At 62.8% G+C, this 16,069-nt stretch carries 17 protein-coding genes; 11 read left to right on the top strand and 6 right to left on the bottom strand.

All coding sequences use genetic code 11. The annotated features are described in order from the left end of the window. The first annotated feature begins 2 nt into the window (after positions 1–2). Together nqrF and AX756_RS18200 are read left to right on the top strand one after the other, a co-directional pair. Positions 3–1,226: an NADH:ubiquinone reductase (Na(+)-transporting) subunit F gene (gene nqrF, locus AX756_RS18205; protein WP_068315018.1), complete on the top strand. Its 1,224-nt coding sequence runs from the start codon at positions 3–5 to the stop codon at positions 1,224–1,226. 191 nt (positions 1,227–1,417) lie between these two features. Further along, positions 1,418–1,939, top strand: coding sequence for a CBS domain-containing protein (locus AX756_RS18200; protein ID WP_068315015.1), 522 nt, complete (start codon positions 1,418–1,420; stop codon positions 1,937–1,939). Positions 1,940–2,171: 232 nt separating this feature from the next. On the opposite strand, the gene AX756_RS18195 is transcribed toward AX756_RS18200, so the two are convergent. Beyond that, positions 2,172–4,217 (bottom strand): NADH:flavin oxidoreductase, encoded by a 2,046-nt coding sequence (locus AX756_RS18195; RefSeq protein WP_068315012.1) that lies wholly within the window; start codon positions 4,215–4,217, stop codon positions 2,172–2,174. Between the two features lie 124 nt (positions 4,218–4,341). Here AX756_RS18195 and AX756_RS18190 point away from each other — a divergent pair, with 124 nt between their 5' ends. After that, the gene (locus AX756_RS18190; protein WP_068315009.1) at positions 4,342–4,959 is read left to right on the top strand and encodes a TetR/AcrR family transcriptional regulator; all 618 of its coding nucleotides are present in this window, start codon (positions 4,342–4,344) and stop codon (positions 4,957–4,959) included. A 9-nt stretch (positions 4,960–4,968) separates the two neighbouring features. Here the strand turns inward: AX756_RS18190 and AX756_RS18185 are convergent, their stop codons facing one another. Further along, positions 4,969–6,114, bottom strand: coding sequence for an amidohydrolase (locus AX756_RS18185; protein WP_068315167.1), 1,146 nt, complete (start codon positions 6,112–6,114; stop codon positions 4,969–4,971). A 177-nt stretch (positions 6,115–6,291) separates the two neighbouring features. Here AX756_RS18185 and AX756_RS18180 point away from each other — a divergent pair, with 177 nt between their 5' ends. The 5 genes from AX756_RS18180 (at position 6,292) to AX756_RS18155 (ending at position 10,419) form a co-directional block, all read left to right on the top strand. After that, a complete protein-coding gene (locus AX756_RS18180; protein ID WP_068315006.1) occupies positions 6,292–6,627 on the top strand; it encodes a hypothetical protein in 336 nt (111 codons plus the stop codon). Between the two features lie 92 nt (positions 6,628–6,719). After that, entirely contained in the window at positions 6,720–7,409 is a 690-nt protein-coding gene (gene rpe, locus AX756_RS18175) for a ribulose-phosphate 3-epimerase (protein WP_068315003.1), read from the top strand. A gap of 321 nt (positions 7,410–7,730) precedes the next feature. Further along, positions 7,731–8,744: an ABC transporter substrate-binding protein gene (locus AX756_RS18165; RefSeq protein WP_068314997.1), complete on the top strand. Its 1,014-nt coding sequence runs from the start codon at positions 7,731–7,733 to the stop codon at positions 8,742–8,744. 117 nt (positions 8,745–8,861) lie between these two features. After that, a complete protein-coding gene (locus tag AX756_RS18160; RefSeq protein WP_068314995.1) occupies positions 8,862–9,629 on the top strand; it encodes an ABC transporter ATP-binding protein in 768 nt (255 codons plus the stop codon). Further along, entirely contained in the window at positions 9,622–10,419 is a 798-nt protein-coding gene (locus AX756_RS18155) for an ABC transporter permease (protein ID WP_068314992.1), read from the top strand. The genes AX756_RS18160 and AX756_RS18155 overlap by 8 nt, the downstream gene beginning before the upstream one ends. A 147-nt stretch (positions 10,420–10,566) precedes the next feature. Here the strand turns inward: AX756_RS18155 and gap are convergent, their stop codons facing one another. Both gap and AX756_RS18145 read right to left on the bottom strand, forming a co-directional pair. Then, positions 10,567–11,568, bottom strand: a complete 1,002-nt coding sequence (gene gap, locus AX756_RS18150) for a type I glyceraldehyde-3-phosphate dehydrogenase (RefSeq protein ID WP_068314989.1) — start codon at positions 11,566–11,568, stop codon at positions 10,567–10,569. An 858-nt stretch (positions 11,569–12,426) separates the two neighbouring features. Beyond that, positions 12,427–12,861: a phasin family protein gene (locus tag AX756_RS18145; RefSeq protein WP_156461557.1), complete on the bottom strand. Its 435-nt coding sequence runs from the start codon at positions 12,859–12,861 to the stop codon at positions 12,427–12,429. 153 nt (positions 12,862–13,014) lie between these two features. Here AX756_RS18145 and AX756_RS18140 point away from each other — a divergent pair, with 153 nt between their 5' ends. The 3 genes from AX756_RS18140 to AX756_RS18130 all read left to right on the top strand — a co-directional run bounded on the left by AX756_RS18140 (position 13,015) and on the right by AX756_RS18130 (position 15,076). After that, positions 13,015–13,641: a 50S ribosomal protein L25/general stress protein Ctc gene (locus AX756_RS18140; RefSeq protein WP_068314982.1), complete on the top strand. Its 627-nt coding sequence runs from the start codon at positions 13,015–13,017 to the stop codon at positions 13,639–13,641. A gap of 254 nt (positions 13,642–13,895) precedes the next feature. Continuing rightward, on the top strand, positions 13,896–14,591 hold the full coding sequence (gene pth / locus AX756_RS18135) for an aminoacyl-tRNA hydrolase (RefSeq protein WP_068314979.1): 696 nt from the start codon (positions 13,896–13,898) through the stop codon (positions 14,589–14,591). Positions 14,592–14,689: 98 nt separating this feature from the next. Beyond that, positions 14,690–15,076 carry a DUF2237 family protein gene (locus tag AX756_RS18130; RefSeq protein ID WP_068314976.1) on the top strand — a complete coding sequence of 129 codons (387 nt, stop codon included), beginning with the start codon at positions 14,690–14,692 and terminating at the stop codon, positions 15,074–15,076. Here the strand turns inward: AX756_RS18130 and AX756_RS18125 are convergent. After that, positions 15,056–15,598, bottom strand: coding sequence for a helix-turn-helix transcriptional regulator (locus tag AX756_RS18125; RefSeq protein ID WP_068314973.1), 543 nt, complete (start codon positions 15,596–15,598; stop codon positions 15,056–15,058). The two genes, AX756_RS18130 and AX756_RS18125, sit on opposite strands and share 21 nt — an antisense overlap. Next, the gene (locus AX756_RS18120) at positions 15,591–15,986 is read right to left on the bottom strand and encodes a hypothetical protein (RefSeq protein WP_068314970.1); all 396 of its coding nucleotides are present in this window, start codon (positions 15,984–15,986) and stop codon (positions 15,591–15,593) included. The genes AX756_RS18125 and AX756_RS18120 overlap by 8 nt, the downstream gene beginning before the upstream one ends. Positions 15,987–16,069: the final 83 nt, after the last annotated feature.

The raw sequence follows: 16,069 nt of genomic DNA, 5'->3' as shown, positions 1-16,069 counted from the left end.
AGATGACCACATTCATCCTGGGCGTTGCCCTGTTCACCCTGATCGTGATCGCGCTGGTCACGATCATCATGTTCGCCCGCTCCAAGCTGGTGGCACAGGGCGACGTGGCGATCACCATCAATGGCGAAAAGACCATCCACGTCCCTGCCGGTGGCAAGCTGCTGCAAACGCTGGCCGCCGAGAAGCTCTTCGTGCCCTCGGCCTGTGGCGGCGGCGGCACCTGCGCGCAATGCCGGGTGCGTGTGCATTCCGGCGGCGGTTCGATCCTTCCGACCGAAGAAAGCCACATCACCAAGCGGGAGGCCGCCGCTGGCGACCGTCTCTCCTGCCAGGTGGCCGTGAAGCAGGACATGGATGTCGAGGTCCCCGAAGAGGTCTTCGGCGTCAAGAAATGGGAATGCACGGTTCGCTCGAACGAAAACGTGGCGACCTTCATCAAGGCGTTGGTTCTGGACCTGCCGGAAGGCGAGGCCGTGAACTTCCGCGCCGGTGGCTATATCCAGATCGAGGCCCCGGCCCACGAGCTCAAATATACCGAGTTCGACATCGAGGGCGAGTACCGGGAGGACTGGGACAAGTTCAATCTCTGGCAGTACGAGTCCGTCGTCGACGAGCCGATCGAGCGTGCCTATTCCATGGCCAACTACCCCGACGAAAGGGGCATGATCATGCTCAACGTCCGCGTGGCCTCGCCGCCCCCGGGCACGCAGGGCATCCCGCCGGGCAAGATGTCGTCCTACATCTTCAACCTCAAGCCGGGCGACAAGGTCACGATCTCGGGTCCGTTCGGCGAGTTCTTTGCCCGCGACACGGACAAGGAGATGGTCTTTATCGGCGGCGGTGCCGGCATGGCCCCAATGCGCAGCCTTATCTTCGACCAGCTCAAGCGGCTGCAGAACAAGGATCGGAAGATCACTTTCTGGTACGGAGCCCGCTCCAAGCGCGAGATGTTCTTCGTCGAGGATTTCGACGAGCTTGCGGCCGAGTTCCCGAATTTCGAATGGCACGTGGCGCTTTCCGATGCGTTGCCCGAGGATAACTGGACCGGTTACACCGGCTTCATCCACAACGTGCTCTACGACGAATATCTCAAGAACCACCCCGCGCCAGAAGATTGCGAGTTCTACATGTGTGGCCCGCCGATCATGAACCAGTCGGTGATCAACATGCTGCTGGAACTGGGCGTGGATCGCGAAGACATCATGCTGGACGATTTCGGCGGCTGAGCCGGGACAAGTCCAAGGATCAGGGGGCCGATGCGGAAAACGTATCGGCCCTTTTTTATGCATGACGCTAACAACAAGGCAGCAATACCTATTTTACCTTTGGGAAGTCGCAACTTCCCGGTCTAAACTTGTGTCAGGTCCCAGGCCGAAACAGCGTAACCACGCCCCAGGGAAGTCAATGAGAGGGATAGATGGTATCCAAGAACAAGAAGCCCCATTTCGGGCATGAAAGCATGCACACCCACAGCCAGTCGGTCGAGGCCGCGGTTGTGGACAGATCAAAGGCGACAGCCGAGTCCATTCTGTCCAGCAAGGGGCATGACGTTATTTCCGTCCGCCCCACCGACACGATCCACAAGGTCACCGAGGTGATGAAGGAACATGGCATCGGCTCGGTTCTGGTGAAGGATCAGAATGGCCACATGGTTGGCATCCTGACCGAGCGTGACATCGTCCGCGGGTTTGCCGACGAACCCGACGACACTTTCGATGAGACCGCCGCGGACCTGATGACGACGGAGGTCATCACGGCCACTCCCGAGACCCCGCTTCTGGACCTTCTGCGCAGCATGTCCGAAGGCCGTTTCCGCCATATCCCGGTTCTGGACGGCGAACATATCGCCGGTCTGATTTCCATCGGCGACGTGGTGAAATTCCGCCTTCGCGAACTGGAATACGAAGCGTTGAAGCTCAAACAGATGATCGTGGGCTGAGTTCCGGCCCCTTCTACGAAATCCATGACGGCGCGTCTGATACAGGCGCGCCGTTTCTTTTGGGCCAGGGGCGCATTGCTCGGAAACTGGCCCAAATGCCCAAGGCCAAGAGGGGCTTTGCCCCCCGCGCCCTTGCAGAAGACGGGACACGCGTCTTTGTTTCATCTTTCCGGAAATATCTCTGCCGGAGGCACGATCCGGAGGGTCGTTCCCGCAAGCGCAGATCGAGGCTTCAGATATCCTTGAGCAGGCGCAGCGCGTCATAGATCGCGGCATGCGTGTTGCGCGGGGCGACGGCATCGCCAATGCGGTAGACTTGGTAATGCCCCTCGGGGTTGCGGCAAACCCGTTGGGGATCTCCGGAAATCAACGCATCGTAATCCACTTCGCCAAGGTTCGTCGATCCGGGTTTCAGGTCGAAATAGAGGGCATCCAAGGGCCGCGTGCCATAATTCACCACGACCTGATCGACAGACAGATCGGTGGTCTGACTGTTGAAGTCCGATCCGATCGTCGCCTTCAACCGGTTTCCGTCCTGCACAACGGCAAGCAGCCGGCGCGCGACGGTCAGGGTGGCACCCTTTTCCTGCAGTTCAGCAACGTAAGGAACAAGGTTCATCCCCATGATATCGGGCGCAAAACTCCGATCCGGCGTCATGATCTCGACCTGTGCGCCGGCCTGCGCCGCCCCCAGTGCGGCCTGCAAGCCCGGATGATCACCGGATTCGTCGTAGACCAGAACGGTACGAGCCGGTTTCACATCGCCCGAGATGATGTCCCAGGTCGTGGTCAGCAGCGCGTTCTCTCCGCTTTGCTCGAAAAGCTCCGTATTCGGTAAACCACCCGTCGCAACGATGACGGCATCCGGGCTTTCTTTCTCAACATCAATAGCTTCCGCCCATGTATTGAAGCGGAACTCCACCCCGTCGGCCACGCATTGCGCCATGCGCCAGTCGATGATCGAGATCATTTCGCGCCGCCGTTCCGATTGCGCGGTAAGCCGAACCTGACCGCCGGGATCGGGCGCGGCCTCGAATACGACCACCGCATGCCCGCGCGCCGCCGCGACGCGCGCGGCCTCCAGCCCGCCGGGTCCGGCACCGATGATGACCACCTTCTTCTTCACCTCGGCGCGCGGAATGTCATGCGGCATGGTCAGCTCGCGCCCCGTGGCCGCGTTGTGCATGCACAGCGCCTCACCGCCCTGGTAGATCCGGTCGAGACAGTAATTGGCACCGACGCAGGGGCGTATGTCCTCTTCCCGCCCGGCCATGATCTTGCGCACGATATGCGGGTCCGCGATGTGGGCCCGCGTCATCCCGACCATGTCCAGCAGCCCCGCGGAAACCGCGTGGCGCGCCGTCGCCACATCGGGGATCTTGGCGGCATGGAAGGTCGGCAGCCCCACCGCTTCACGCAGCGATCCGGCAAATTCCAGATGCGGTGCGTTGCGCATTCCCTGAACCGGGATCACGCCGGTCAGCGCCGCGTCGGTGTGGATGCGGCCGCGAATGATGTTGAGGAAATCGACCTGCCCCGTCGCCTTCATCCGCTCGGCCATGGCCAGCCCCATCGCCCGGTCGATGCCCCCTTCCCAAGCCTCGTCGGCCTCGAAACGGACGCCGAGGATGAATTCGTCGTCCACCCGATTGCGAATGGCGTCGATCACCTCCAGGCCGAATTTCATCCGGCTTTCCAGCGTCTGCGGACCGTAAGGCCCGTCCAGCGCATTGGTCAGCGGCGACCAGAAATTGTCGATCAGGTGACCATAGGCCTCCAGCTCGATCCCGTCCATGCCGCCTGCCTGCATCCGCTCGGCCGCATCGGCATACTCCCGGATGATCCGAGCGATGTCCCAGTCTTCCATCACCTTGGGAAAGAACTTGTGCGCCGGCTCGTAATGCGGCCCCGGCGCCACCGAGGGCAGCCAGTCGCCCTTGGACCAGCCCGTGCGCCGGCCCAGATGCGTGAGCTGGATCATTGCCGCACAGCCATGTTCGTGCAGCGCGTCCGTCAGCCGGCGGATCCATGGCACCACTTCGTCCTTGTAGGCGAGAATATTGTTGAACGAGGGTGGGCTGTCGCGCGAGACGACCGCAGACCCCGCCGTCATCGCCAACGCCACGCCGCCCTTTGCCCGCTCCTCGTGATAGGCAATGTAGCGTTCCTTGGGCATGCCGTCCTCGGAATAGGCGGGCTCGTGGCTTGTTGTCATGATCCGGTTGCGAAGCGTCAGGTGCTTGAGCTGGTAGGGCTGCAACAGCGGATCGTTGGGCATGTCTTTCTCCTGCGCTGGTATGTGGTTCTGACCGGGAATGAGTCGCCGCGCGTCAATCGGGCAGTATCTCGACATATGTGTCAAGAAAGTTGTCATACCTGTCGAGTCTTGCTACGTCTGCTCCATGATTGCAGTGTCACATCCCAAGCAGCGCGGAACCGAGGAGCTCTGGCTGGACGCGGCCTATCGGCTGCTGACCGAGAGCGGCGTGGAGGCCGTGAAGGTGATGCCGCTGGCCAAGTCGCTTGGCCTGTCGCGGACCAGCTTCTACTGGCATTTCAAGGATCGCGAGGCGCTGCTGGAGGCGATGGTGACCCGGTGGGAGGCACGCAATTCCGGCAACCTTGAAGCGCGATGCGTGGCCTATGCCGAGACGATCTGCGAGGCGATGCTGAACATCTGCGATTGCTGGCTGATGCCGGAGCTGTTCGACTCCCGGCTGGATTTGGCGATCCGCAACTGGGCGCGGACCGATCCAGTGTTGCACCCGCGCGTCGAGCAGGCAGACGGGCGGCGGATCAAGGCCATTACCGACGTTTTCCTACGTTTCGGCTATCCATCTCAGGAGGCCGAGGTGCGTGCGATGACAGTTCTCTATACCCAGCTCGGCTATATCTCGATGCAGATCGAGGAGCGCCCCGAGACGCGCCTTGCCCGCATCCCCGCCTATGTCGCCGTGTTCACGGGACGTGAGCCGAGCGAGACGGAATTTGCCCGTTTCCGCGCCCGTCACACGGGCTGACGGCAAGGCTCAGCCCAGCAGGTCCCGCGCGATGCGCTCGAAGATCGCCGCGCCGATGGGGATGAGGTCGTCCGGGAAATCGTAGTCCGGGTTGTGCAAGGCCGCGTGATCCTCGCCCGGCCCGAGACAGAGCATTGACGCCTTCGCTCCCCAGCCGAAAACACCGAAATCCTCCGAGGCGCGCATCGGCAGGCCCTGATCGCCGTTGGCCACGCCAATGGCGTCCATCGCCGCAACGGCAACCGCCGTCGCCTCGGCGTCGTTGATGGAGGCCGCGAAGATGTCGTGCAGCGCGAAAGAGACCTCCAACCCCTCCGCCTCCGCGATCTCCGTCACGCGCGCCCGCGCATCCTGCTCCATCGCCGCCATCGCTTCATCATGTGCCGTGCGCAGGGTGGCAAAAAGCACAGCCTCGCCCGGTGCCACGCCAAAGGCCGGCTCGCCGACGCGGAGATGGGTAAGCGTCACCAGCTGGAAATCATCGTCCAGCTTGCCCCCCTGCCCCAGTCCTTCCAGCGCCGGGATGAGCCTAGCCACGGCATGGGCGGGCGAGGTGCCGTCCTCCGGGTTCGCCGCATGGGCGGTCTTGCCCGTCAGCCGGATTTCCAGCCCCCGCGAGGCGCAATTGATCAAGCCGACACGGGTGGAGACGGTGCCGAAGGGCCGGCCCGGCTCATTATGGATGGCGAAGGCCCAATCGGGCCGGATTGCTTCGAAACCCGGATCGGCCACCACGGCGCGCGCGCCGCTGCCGTCCTCTTCGGCGGGCTGGAACATCAGCACCACGCGGCCACGCGCCACGGGCTTGCGCTCTAGCAGGCGGCCAAGCGCGAGCAGCATGGTCATATGGCCGTCATGACCACACAGGTGCCCCTTGCCGGGAACCGTCGAGCGCCAGGGCGCCTCCGATATCTCCTCGATCGGCAATGCATCCAGCTCGGCCCGGAACAGGACGGTCGGTCCCTCGACACCCGTGTCGAACACAGCCGCGACCCCATGCCCGCCAAGACCGGTCAGCACCTTGTCCGCTCCCAGTGGTTCGAGCGCCGCCCCTATGCGGCGCGCGGTGTCGACCTCCTCGCCCGAAAGTTCGGGATGGCGGTGCAACTCCCTGCGGAATGCGGTCAGTTCGACAAGATCGGAATTGCTCAGCATGCGAAGCCCCATCTGATTTCCAAGCCACTTCAAGCCCTATCCGCCACGGGTACAAGCGGAAAACATGTCCCGCCCTTGCGCCGGATCAGCGATTCGCCTCTCGGGATGTGCTAGGCTGGGAAAGGACCGCCGCTTTGGGGCGGCGATCTTCCAATTTGCAATTGCAGGGAGGGAGAAATGAAACCTGTTGTCCTGTTGGTCGGTCGTTTGCCGGATGTCATGCGCAATGTCATTCACGAGTTGGAGGACCTGCCGATCCAGTGGCTCGGCGCGCATGACCGTGACGAGGTTATCGCGCAACTGGACGCCGAGCCGAATATCCAGAGCGTCGTGATTGGCGCCGGGCTGGACGATGCCATCCGGGGCGAGTTGATCGGTGTGATCGCTTCCCGGCGGCCCGATCTGTGCATCCATGTGAAGGACCGCGCCTCGGGGCCTGCCGGCATGGCCCCCTTTGCCCGCCGGGTGGTAGAATCGGAAATGCTGCACTGGAAGCGTCTCGACGTCGCCTGATCCGCGGGCGCGGCCCGGAACCGGCTCGACAGCAGCGTGGGAACCTGTAAAACCCGCTCCCGAAGGCCCGTTTGGCCAAAGGGAAGAGAGCCATGTTCGACCGTTCCATCAAGATCGCACCATCCATCCTGTCGGCGGATTTCGCCAATTTCGGCCAGGAGATCCTCGCCGTGGAGGCGCAAGGCGCCGACTGGATTCATGTTGACGTGATGGACGGGCATTTCGTGCCGAACCTTACATTCGGTCCGCCGCTCTGCGCCGCGATCCGCCCGCATATCGCGACGGTGATGGATGTGCACCTGATGATCTCGCCTGTCGATGCCTATATCGACGCCTTCGCCGAGGCCGGCTCCGATATCATCACCGCCCATCTGGAAGCCGGCCCCCATACCCACCGCACGCTACAGGCCATCCGTGGCGCGGGCTGCAAAGCGGGACTGGCGCTCAACCCCGGCACCGGCATCGAAGAAATCGAGTACATGCTCGACATGGTCGACCTGATTTGCGTGATGAGCGTGAACCCCGGTTTCGGAGGGCAGAAATTCATACACTCCCAGGTCGAGAAAGTGCGCAAGCTGCGCGCCATGATCGGCGACCGCCCGATCCATATCGAGATCGATGGCGGCATGACACCCGAAACCGCCCCGCTCATGGCTGCAGCCGGTGCCGATGTGCTGGTCGCCGGCTCGGCCGTGTTCAAGGGCGGCTCGGTTTCGGACCCCGCGCCCTATGGCGAAAATATCCAGGCGATCCGTACAGCGGCGGAAGCCGCGAGAGCCTGACACCAAAGGGGCCAGAGCAGTCCGTTGGACTGCGCCTCCGGCGGGGATGCTTCCGGTCAGAACAAGACTGGCTCCTGGCACTCCGTCGCCATCGCGCCCGACGGGCGCGCCCGGTCCAACCGTTTCCAAAGCATCTCCGATGCGCTGGAAACCGGCGGGAGCCCCTCCCAGCGGAACACCCTGCGGCAGATTCACCCGAAATGAATCCGGCTTCACCCTTGCGGCCCCGGCGTCAAAGGGTTTGACTCGCCTGCGCGGTGCGTGGGCCGGTTCCGCCCGGCGCCATAAGCAAATTTGATTACGGTGAGAGGGAGGAAACCCATGCATAAATTCAACCGCCGCCAGGCCATCGGGCTTGTGGGAGGCGCCACCGCGGCGGCCCTTGCCGCCCCCGCAATAGCGCAAAACCGCAAGATCACGGTGGGCGCGCTGCGTTTCACCAGCCATGCCGGCACGTTTGTCGCCTATGAGAACAGCTATTTCACCGAAGCCGGCGTCGATGTGGAGCTGAAATTCTTCCAGGCCGCCCAGCCCATGGCCGTGGCCATTGCCTCGGGCGATGTCGATTTCGGCGTCACCGCCATTTCCGGCGGGTTGATCTCGCTGGCGCAGAAGGGCGCGGTCAAGGTCATCGGCGGCGCGCTCTCCGAGGAAGACGGCATTGACGGCCAGAAGATCCTTGCCTCCGACGCCGCCTTCCAGGCCGGTCTTACAGCGCCCTCGGGGCTGGACGGCAAGACCTTCGGCATGTCCACCGCCGGCTCCTCCTTCCACTACATGGGCTCCAAGATCGCCGCCGCCGAAGGCGTCAGCGTCAAGTTCAAGCCCCTGCAAAAGGTCGGCGCGATCATCGGTGCACTTAAATCCGGCCAGATCGACGCCTGGTCCATAGTGCCCCATATCGCCAAGCCGCTCGCCGGCTCCGGCGCGGTCCACATCATCGGCAATGTCTCGGACTATATCCCCAACTACCAGGTCACGACCGTCTTCACTTCCGAGAAGAACGCCTCCGGCGAGGCCGATCTGGTGAAATCCTTCCTCGGAGCCTATTCCAATGGCGTTGCCGACTATAACAGCACGATGATCGACAAGGCCGCCGGCGAGTATGGCGTCAATGCCATGGTCGATCTGATCCACAAATATGTCTACACCGACCGCGAACGCGAGAAGGCGGCGCCGGGCATCATCAACGGCACCATGCGTCTCAACGAGGGCGCCGCGCTCAACATGGCCTCGGTCGAGGACCAGCTGAGCTGGTTCCAGTCCGAGGGTCTGGTCGATGCCGCGATCACCATGGACACGCTGGTGAATCCGAGCTTCGTCGAGACGCTCTGAGCCGATTGAAAGCAATGGCGGCGGCGAAACCGTCCTGCCAATCCCCCGACCGGCCCGAACATCGGGCCGGTTCTTGTGACCGGGCGCGTTCGGCGCCCGTGAAGGAAAGGAGCGCGGATGGATCTGCGCGTTGAAGGGCTCAGCCACGCCTATGACGGCATGGCGGTGCTCGACGGAATAGACCTCGACATCGCCACGGGGCAGATCCTTTGCCTGGTCGGCCCGTCGGGATGCGGGAAATCGACCCTGTTGCGGATCATCGGCGGGCTGGAGCGCCCCGAAAGCGGCCAGGTGATGCAGCTCGGCACCCCGCCGGAGGGCTGCCTGAACCCGCTGACCTACGTGTTCCAGGATTTCGCCCTGCTGCCCTGGCGCAGCGTTGCCGGAAATGTGCGTCTCGGGCTGGAGGCGCATGGGCTTCCAGAGTCCCGCATGGCCGAGATCACCGCGGACGTACTCGCCCGCACCAACCTGTCGGACTTTGCCGACGCGCTGCCCAAACAGCTTTCGGGCGGCATGAAACAGCGCGTGGCTATTGCCAGGGCGCTGGCCGTGAACCCCGCCGTCATGCTGCTCGACGAGCCGCTTTCGGCGCTGGACGCGCAGACCCGCGAGTTGCTGATGGAGGATCTTGTCTCGCTATGGGCACGCGCCCCCTTCACCGCCGTCTACGTCACCCATAACCTCGCCGAGGCGGTCCGGCTTGGCCATTCCATCGCGGTGCTCTCGCGCCGCCCCGGCCGGATCCGCGAGATCGTGCACATCGACAAGCCTCTCGCCGATCGCATCCACATGGATGCCGAGCTTGAAACGACGCAGGAGCACCTGTGGAACCTGATGCGTGAAGAGGCCCGCGCGGCCGATGCGGAGCTGCTCAATGCCTGAAACGCACGCCCAACCCGTTCCCTTTCGCGGCGGCGGTTTCCGCCCGGTGGCAATCCGTGGGGCTGGTCTGGCTGTCTTTGCCAGCCTGCTGATCCTGGCCGAATGGGGCACCCGTTCCGGGTGGATCTCCGCCCTCACCCTGCCCCGGCCGAGCGATGTGGTGAAAACCTTCGGCGAACTCTGGAGCACGGGGATGCTGTTCAAGCATCTGGTTCCGTCGCTCACGCGCCTCGTTGTTGGAGCCTCCATCGGCGTCACGCTGGGCGTCTCGACCGGCATCCTGATCGGGCTGTTCTCCTATGTCCGTTCAGGCCTCGTCCCGCTCGTCGCCGCGCTGTTCCCGATCCCGAAGATCGCCCTGCTGCCGCTTTTCGTCATCTGGTTCGGAATCGACGAAGGCTCCAAATACGCGCTTATCGCCTTCGGCACCTTCACACCCACGGTCGTGGCAACCTATGGCGCCGTCGACAACGTGGATCGCACGCTGATCCGCATGGGGCAGAGTTTCGGAATGGGCTGGTTCTCCATTGTTCGCAAGATCGTGCTGCCCGGCGCCATGCCCGGCATCCTCTCGGGGCTCCGGATCTCGCTTGCCATCGGCATCATCCTTCTTGTCGCGGCCGAGATGCTGGGCGCCGAATACGGCATTGGCGCCTATATCCTCGAAGCGGGCGCGCTCTATGATCTTGAACGGCTCTTTGCCGGCGTGGTGATCCTGTCTGCGCTCGGCATCCTTGTCAGCACGGCGATTGGCGCGATCGAGAAACGTGTCCTGAACTGGCGGACCTAGCCAAGGCGTTCTTCTGGCACCGCCATTGGGGTTTCACCCCCCGGGCTTCACCACCGGACTTGCATTGCCCCAAGAAGAAAGCCCCGGCGAGAGCGCCGGGGCTTCCTTTAGTTTCGGTCAGGTGGTTCATCCTGACCGCGAGGGAACTCAGATAAGCGAACCCATCTTGACGGCCGTGTCGGCCATCCGGTTCGAGAAACCCCATTCGTTGTCGTACCAGGACAGGACCGAGCACAGGGTGCCGTCCATGACCTTCGTCTGATCCATGTGGAAGATCGACGAATGCGGGTCGTGGTTGAAGTCGATGGAGACGTTCTTGAGGTTGGTGTAACCCAGAACACCTTTCATCGGGCCATCGGCAGCGGCCTTCACGGCGGCGTTGATTTCCTCGACGGAGGTTGCACGCTTGGCGATGAACTTCAGGTCAACGACCGAGACATTCGGCGTGGGCACGCGAATGGCAAAACCGTCGAGCTTGCCGGCCAGGTCGGGCAGAACGAGGCCAACGGCCTTGGCAGCACCGGTCGAGGTCGGGATCATCGACATTGCAGCCGCACGGCCGCGATAGAGATCGCTGTGCAGCGTGTCCAGCGTCGGCTGGTCACCAGTGTAGGAGTGGATCGTGGTCATCATGCCCTTCTCGATGCCGATGGCGTCATTGATCGCCTTGGCAAACGGGGAGAGGCAGTTGGTGGTGCAGGACGCGTTCGACACGACGGTGTCTTCGGCGGTCAGAATGTCGTCGTTCACGCCATAGACGATGGTCTTGTCGGCGCCGGCGCCGGGAGCCGAGATCAGCACGCGCTTGGAGCCGTTCTCCAGGTGCATTGCGGCCTTTTCACGAGCGGTGAAGATGCCGGTGCATTCCAGAGCGATATCGACACCTTCCCAGGGAAGTTCCTTGGGGTCGCGGAGCGCGGTTACTTTGATGGGGCCGGTGCCGACATCGATGGTGTCTTCGGTCGTGGTGACCGTGGCGGGGAAACGGCCATGCACGGAGTCGAAGCGGATGAGGTGGGCATTGGTCTCGACCGGACCCAGATCGTTGATCGCAACGACTTCGATATCGTCACGGCCATTCTCCACGATGGCGCGGAGCACGTTCCGTCCGATGCGGCCGAAACCGTTGATGGCAACTTTCACTGTCATGGTCTTTTCCTCATTTCAGAGCAGGATCATCGTAGCGCCAATGGCAATCTTCCATGGCGCCGAAACTGTTGGTCCAAGGTCCCTTGCGGAAGGCTCAGGCCCTTGGGCGTTGTCTTACCGAGATAGGCAGTTTTGTCACCATTCAAATACCGCTAACGGGTCCTCACTCACTGCATGGCAGGCTTGGGGGCAAGCGGCCCTTCGCGTGGCGCTGGCACGCCCGGCCATGGCAAGGCCCCCGGTTACAACCCAACTTGCGGCGCGCACAAAAACGACAGGCCGAGTTCCCCCACCGACCTTCATGACTGATTTTGTTGGTGTTTTCTCGCCCCCGCACATCCGGATACCTGCGCCCCACCACGTTGCAAAACAATCTCATGCTTTCGGCCTTTTGGCGCTTTGAAACCGGAAAACCGCGCGATTTCCCGACGGAACGGACATGAAACGGCAAGGGTAGCGGTATCACTGGCGTCAATCTGCCACGCCCTCACCGGGCATGGCGTTCCCCGTTTGTCTCGCCACTTGCCATCATGGAAAAGCGGAGCTCGGTCGCATCACCATGAGTCGGACGATCGGCCAGCCGGAAGTTCACTCCCCCAGAGAACGGACATCCGAGCCTTTCGTATCCGCGCGCCGTCTCCCCGCAGAACTTGCCTTCGCCAGAGCGCTCACCCGCAGATCGCCCCCCTGGAACAGGATTTCCCTTCGGCCTGCCAATTCCGGGGCGCATCATGATGGAAAAAGGACCGCCGCCATTCTTGTGCAGAAAAGCGGCGGCCGGGGACCGGATGGGTTCCAGTCCCGCGCGAAAGCCGCCCCATATGGGTCCTCCCCGGCTTCCACGTTTAAAATCGAAGGTTAGCCGTCCGTGCCGCGGCCGGTGACGGCATCCAACGCGGCGCTGTTCATCTTGAACAGCTTGCCCGTCTCGGAGCTGTATTGTTCGAAGGCTTCCTTCATGAACTGGCACTGCAATTCGCGCAACGCCGCCGGGTCCCTGCATTGTAAAACCCGCGCCTGGAACTCGAGATCCTGTTTCAGACGATCGGAAATAAAGCGCGCAATCTCGGCATTCATCTCCACCACCATTTCATACCACATCGGATTGGCCCAGGCCCAGGCACCCAGCCCGGCCTTCTGCCAATCCCCGAACAGCGACATCATCTGCTCCGTGGCCGCCTGGGCGGCGGAATTCGTTTCGGTCATTGCAAGTCTCCCCCCTCGCACGCGATTCGTCGAACCGGTCTTCGCAGCATTACTTTGGGTAAACAGACTGTCCTTGACCTCGATCAAGGCTCCCTCGGCCGGCGAACCATCGCACGCACGCACATTCGGCCACGCAAAAACACGATTCCCCTTTCCAAAACGGCAAATCCGACCTATAGCCCCAGCTTCATTCAACCGGGCATACACCCTTGGAGGATGCCCAAATATCAGGAGATACCAATGGCTGGTGAGATTCCGAATCTTAATGCCACGGTTCGCGCGGGGACAGGCAAGGGGGCCGCTCGCCAAGCTCGTCGTGACGGGCTTGTACCGGGCGTCGTCTATGGCGGCGGCGCTGATCCGATTGCGATCAACCTTCCCTTCAACGAACTGCTGAAGCGCCTCAAGGCGGGCCGCTTCCTGTCCACGCTCTTCAACCTGCAAGTCGAAGGCGAGGAAGACGTGCGCGTCATCTGCCGGAACGTGCAGCGTGACGTGGTCAAGGACCTGCCGACGCATGTCGATTTCATGCGCCTGCGCCGTACCTCGAAGGTCAAGCTGTTCATCCCCGTCGAGTTTACCGACGAGAAGGACAGCCCCGGCATCAAGCGTGGCGGTGTGCTGACCGTGGTTCGCCCCGAAATCGAACTGGTCGTGACGGCCGGCGAGATCCCCGAAAAGGTGGAAATCTCGCTCGCGGGTCTCGACATCAACGACCACATCTCGATCTCGATGGTCAAGCTGCCTGAAGGCTCCAAGGCAACCATCGACCGCGACTTCAACATCGCCTCCATCTCGGCCCCGTCGGGCCTGGCCGCCAGCGGCGACGACGAGGACGAAGACGCAGAGGAAGGCACGGAGGAGTAATCCTTCCGCCTCTCAGAATACAGGGAAGGGCGTGCCAATCGGCGCGCCCTTTTTGCTTGGTCATTTCTCCAAGGCGAATTTCCGCGCGAAACCACAGATCTTCACCTTTCTGAAAGTATCCCGGGGGACGCGCGCCCGCGCGCGGGGGGCAGCGCCCCCTCCACCGTCAGAGCCCTTTTGCACCGTGGGGCTGGCATTGCCGGCCGGTTCGCGGCATGAGGGGGTCAAAACAAGCGAAACAGGAGCCACGTCCCGTGCAACTCTTCGTCGGCCTCGGCAATCCGGGCGGAAAATATGCCCGCAACCGGCACAATATCGGCTTCATGGCGATGGACCAGATCGCCGCCGATCATGGTTTCGGCCCGTGGCGGATCAAGTTCCAGGGGCAACTCTCGGAAGGCCGCTTCGGCTCGGACCGGATCATGCTGCTCAAGCCCGAGACCTTCATGAACCGCTCTGGCCAATCCGTCGGCGAAGCAATGCGCTTTTTCAAGCTCGAACCGGAGGACGTCACCGTCTTTCACGACGAACTGGACCTGGCCCCCGGCAAGGTGCGGGTAAAACAGGGTGGCGGTCATGCCGGCCACAACGGGTTGCGCTCCATCCACGCGGCCATCGGCCCCGACTACCGCCGCGTGCGCCTCGGCATCGGCCATCCCGGTCACAAGGACGCTGTCTCCGGCTACGTTCTGCGCGACTTTCCCAAGGCCGACTCGGACTGGCTCGACGATCTGCTGCGCGGGATCGGCGATGGCGCACCTGCGCTCGCCGCAGGCGACGCCGGCAAGTTCATGAACGCCATCGCGCTCCGGGTGAACCCGCCGCGTTCCTCCACCAGCCAACCGACAACCGGGTCTGATCCCACCGACAGTGGATCGGCAGCCCAAACTCCACCCGACAAACCGGACACGCGTTCTGCCCTGCAAAGGCTTGCCGACCGCTTTCGCTGACTGGCGCCCAACCGAACTGGCGTGAGCGCTGGAACCTCCCCCTCGACAGATCCCTTCTCTCCGCTATCTTGATGGCAGCGAAACAGGTGGGATCGACCATGCAGAAAGACCCTTCGACCAACGTGCTCGGCAGCGCGCTCTCCCCGTGCTCCACGGATCCCTTGACCGGCTTCTTTCGCGATGGCGCCTGCAACACCTGTGACGAGGACCGCGGCAGCCACACCGTCTGCGCGGTGATGACAGCCGAATTCCTCGCCTACTCGAAATATGTCGGCAATGACCTGTCCACCCCGCGCCCCGAGTTCCGCTTTCCGGGCCTCAAGCCCGGCGACCACTGGTGCCTCTGCGCCGGCCGGTTCCTGCAGGCGCATGACGAAGGCTGCGCGCCCAAGGTCGACCTGCTCTCCACCCATGCGCGCGCGCTGGAAATCGTTCCTCTTGAAGTGCTCTATACCCACGCCACCTCAGGCAGCGGGAACCCGTAGCGGCAGGTGCTCCGCTTCCATCAGGTCATCGATCAGCAGGCTGACCAGTTGCGCCCGTCCGGTCACCCCCGCCTTGCGATAAATCGCGGCGGTCTGCGCCTTCACTGTGCCTGGAGAGGTTTGGCGGAACCCGGCAATCTCCTGGGTGGAAAAGCCCTTGATGACGAGGAAGGCGACGTCATGTTCAGCCGGGGTGAGTTGCCATGCGACGAACCGCGCCTCCAGCATCTCGCAGAAGGCAACCGAGAGCGCGGAAAGCTTTTCCTCCGCCACCCGCCGGCGCGCATCGCTCCGCCGAAGGATCACGAAACCGAAGACCGATCCGACGATCAGACCGGCCGCGGCGCAGATCTCGATCAACTCGTGTAGGTGCCAATCGAGCGGCTCATTGCGCAGCCCCAGCAAGGGCCCAAGCGTGTCATAGGAAAAGAAGATCGCCCCGAGAACCTGGAATGCCACGACGACAACCATCACGCTCCGTGGGAACGGGCGTTTCGACGCAGCTCCGGCACGCCTAGTCATGCCCGCTGCTTCCGCTGTTTCCGGCGCCGTTCCCGGCCTCCCCCGCGCCCTGGCCAACACCGCCATTGCCACTCTGGCCATCGGCATCGTCCAGCAATGGATCCTCGACGACAGGATCACTCCCCCGGTCGCCGTCCTCCTCCAGCACGATACGGCGCACGTAATCACGAAGAACCTCGCCGGTACGGGGGTTCAGAACGATCTCCCGGCTCTGGCCCGGCGCCTTTGCAACGATCCGGTACCGCCCAAGCCAGGTCTGATTTCCGGTGATTTCGGTATATCCCAGAGCCTGCAACTCCCGAACCACCCGCGCTTGCACACTCTCGGCGGCCAAGGGCAATGCGCCGAGAACAACAAGGGCAACACTGGCGGTCAGAACACGAAACATGTCGGATCCTCCCATCAGAAAATGGCGCCCGGCCCGGGGGCCCGGGCGCCTGGAGAGCTGGACCGAAGTCCTAAGGGGGCATC

The organism is Aliiruegeria sabulilitoris (assembly GCF_001558155.1).
Classification (GTDB): Bacteria; Pseudomonadota; Alphaproteobacteria; order Rhodobacterales; family Rhodobacteraceae; genus Tropicimonas; species Tropicimonas sabulilitoris.
This window is presented reverse-complemented; position numbering and strand designations above follow the sequence as displayed.

Coding starts and splice junctions, on each gene's coding strand:
- AX756_RS18140 (WP_068314982.1), top strand. CDS start 13,015: ATGGCTGGTGAGATTCCGAATCTTAATGCCACGGTTCGCGCGGGGACA.
- AX756_RS18180 (WP_068315006.1), top strand. CDS start 6,292: ATGAAACCTGTTGTCCTGTTGGTCGGTCGTTTGCCGGATGTCATGCGC.
- rpe (WP_068315003.1), top strand. CDS start 6,720: ATGTTCGACCGTTCCATCAAGATCGCACCATCCATCCTGTCGGCGGAT.
- AX756_RS18125 (WP_068314973.1), bottom strand. CDS start 15,598: ATGACTAGGCGTGCCGGAGCTGCGTCGAAACGCCCGTTCCCACGGAGC.
- AX756_RS18120 (WP_068314970.1), bottom strand. CDS start 15,986: ATGTTTCGTGTTCTGACCGCCAGTGTTGCCCTTGTTGTTCTCGGCGCA.
- gap (WP_068314989.1), bottom strand. CDS start 11,568: ATGACAGTGAAAGTTGCCATCAACGGTTTCGGCCGCATCGGACGGAAC.
- AX756_RS18165 (WP_068314997.1), top strand. CDS start 7,731: ATGCATAAATTCAACCGCCGCCAGGCCATCGGGCTTGTGGGAGGCGCC.
- AX756_RS18160 (WP_068314995.1), top strand. CDS start 8,862: ATGGATCTGCGCGTTGAAGGGCTCAGCCACGCCTATGACGGCATGGCG.
- AX756_RS18130 (WP_068314976.1), top strand. CDS start 14,690: ATGCAGAAAGACCCTTCGACCAACGTGCTCGGCAGCGCGCTCTCCCCG.
- AX756_RS18185 (WP_068315167.1), bottom strand. CDS start 6,114: ATGCTGAGCAATTCCGATCTTGTCGAACTGACCGCATTCCGCAGGGAG.
- nqrF (WP_068315018.1), top strand. CDS start 3: ATGACCACATTCATCCTGGGCGTTGCCCTGTTCACCCTGATCGTGATC.
- AX756_RS18155 (WP_068314992.1), top strand. CDS start 9,622: ATGCCTGAAACGCACGCCCAACCCGTTCCCTTTCGCGGCGGCGGTTTC.
- AX756_RS18190 (WP_068315009.1), top strand. CDS start 4,342: ATGATTGCAGTGTCACATCCCAAGCAGCGCGGAACCGAGGAGCTCTGG.
- AX756_RS18200 (WP_068315015.1), top strand. CDS start 1,418: ATGGTATCCAAGAACAAGAAGCCCCATTTCGGGCATGAAAGCATGCAC.
- AX756_RS18195 (WP_068315012.1), bottom strand. CDS start 4,217: ATGCCCAACGATCCGCTGTTGCAGCCCTACCAGCTCAAGCACCTGACG.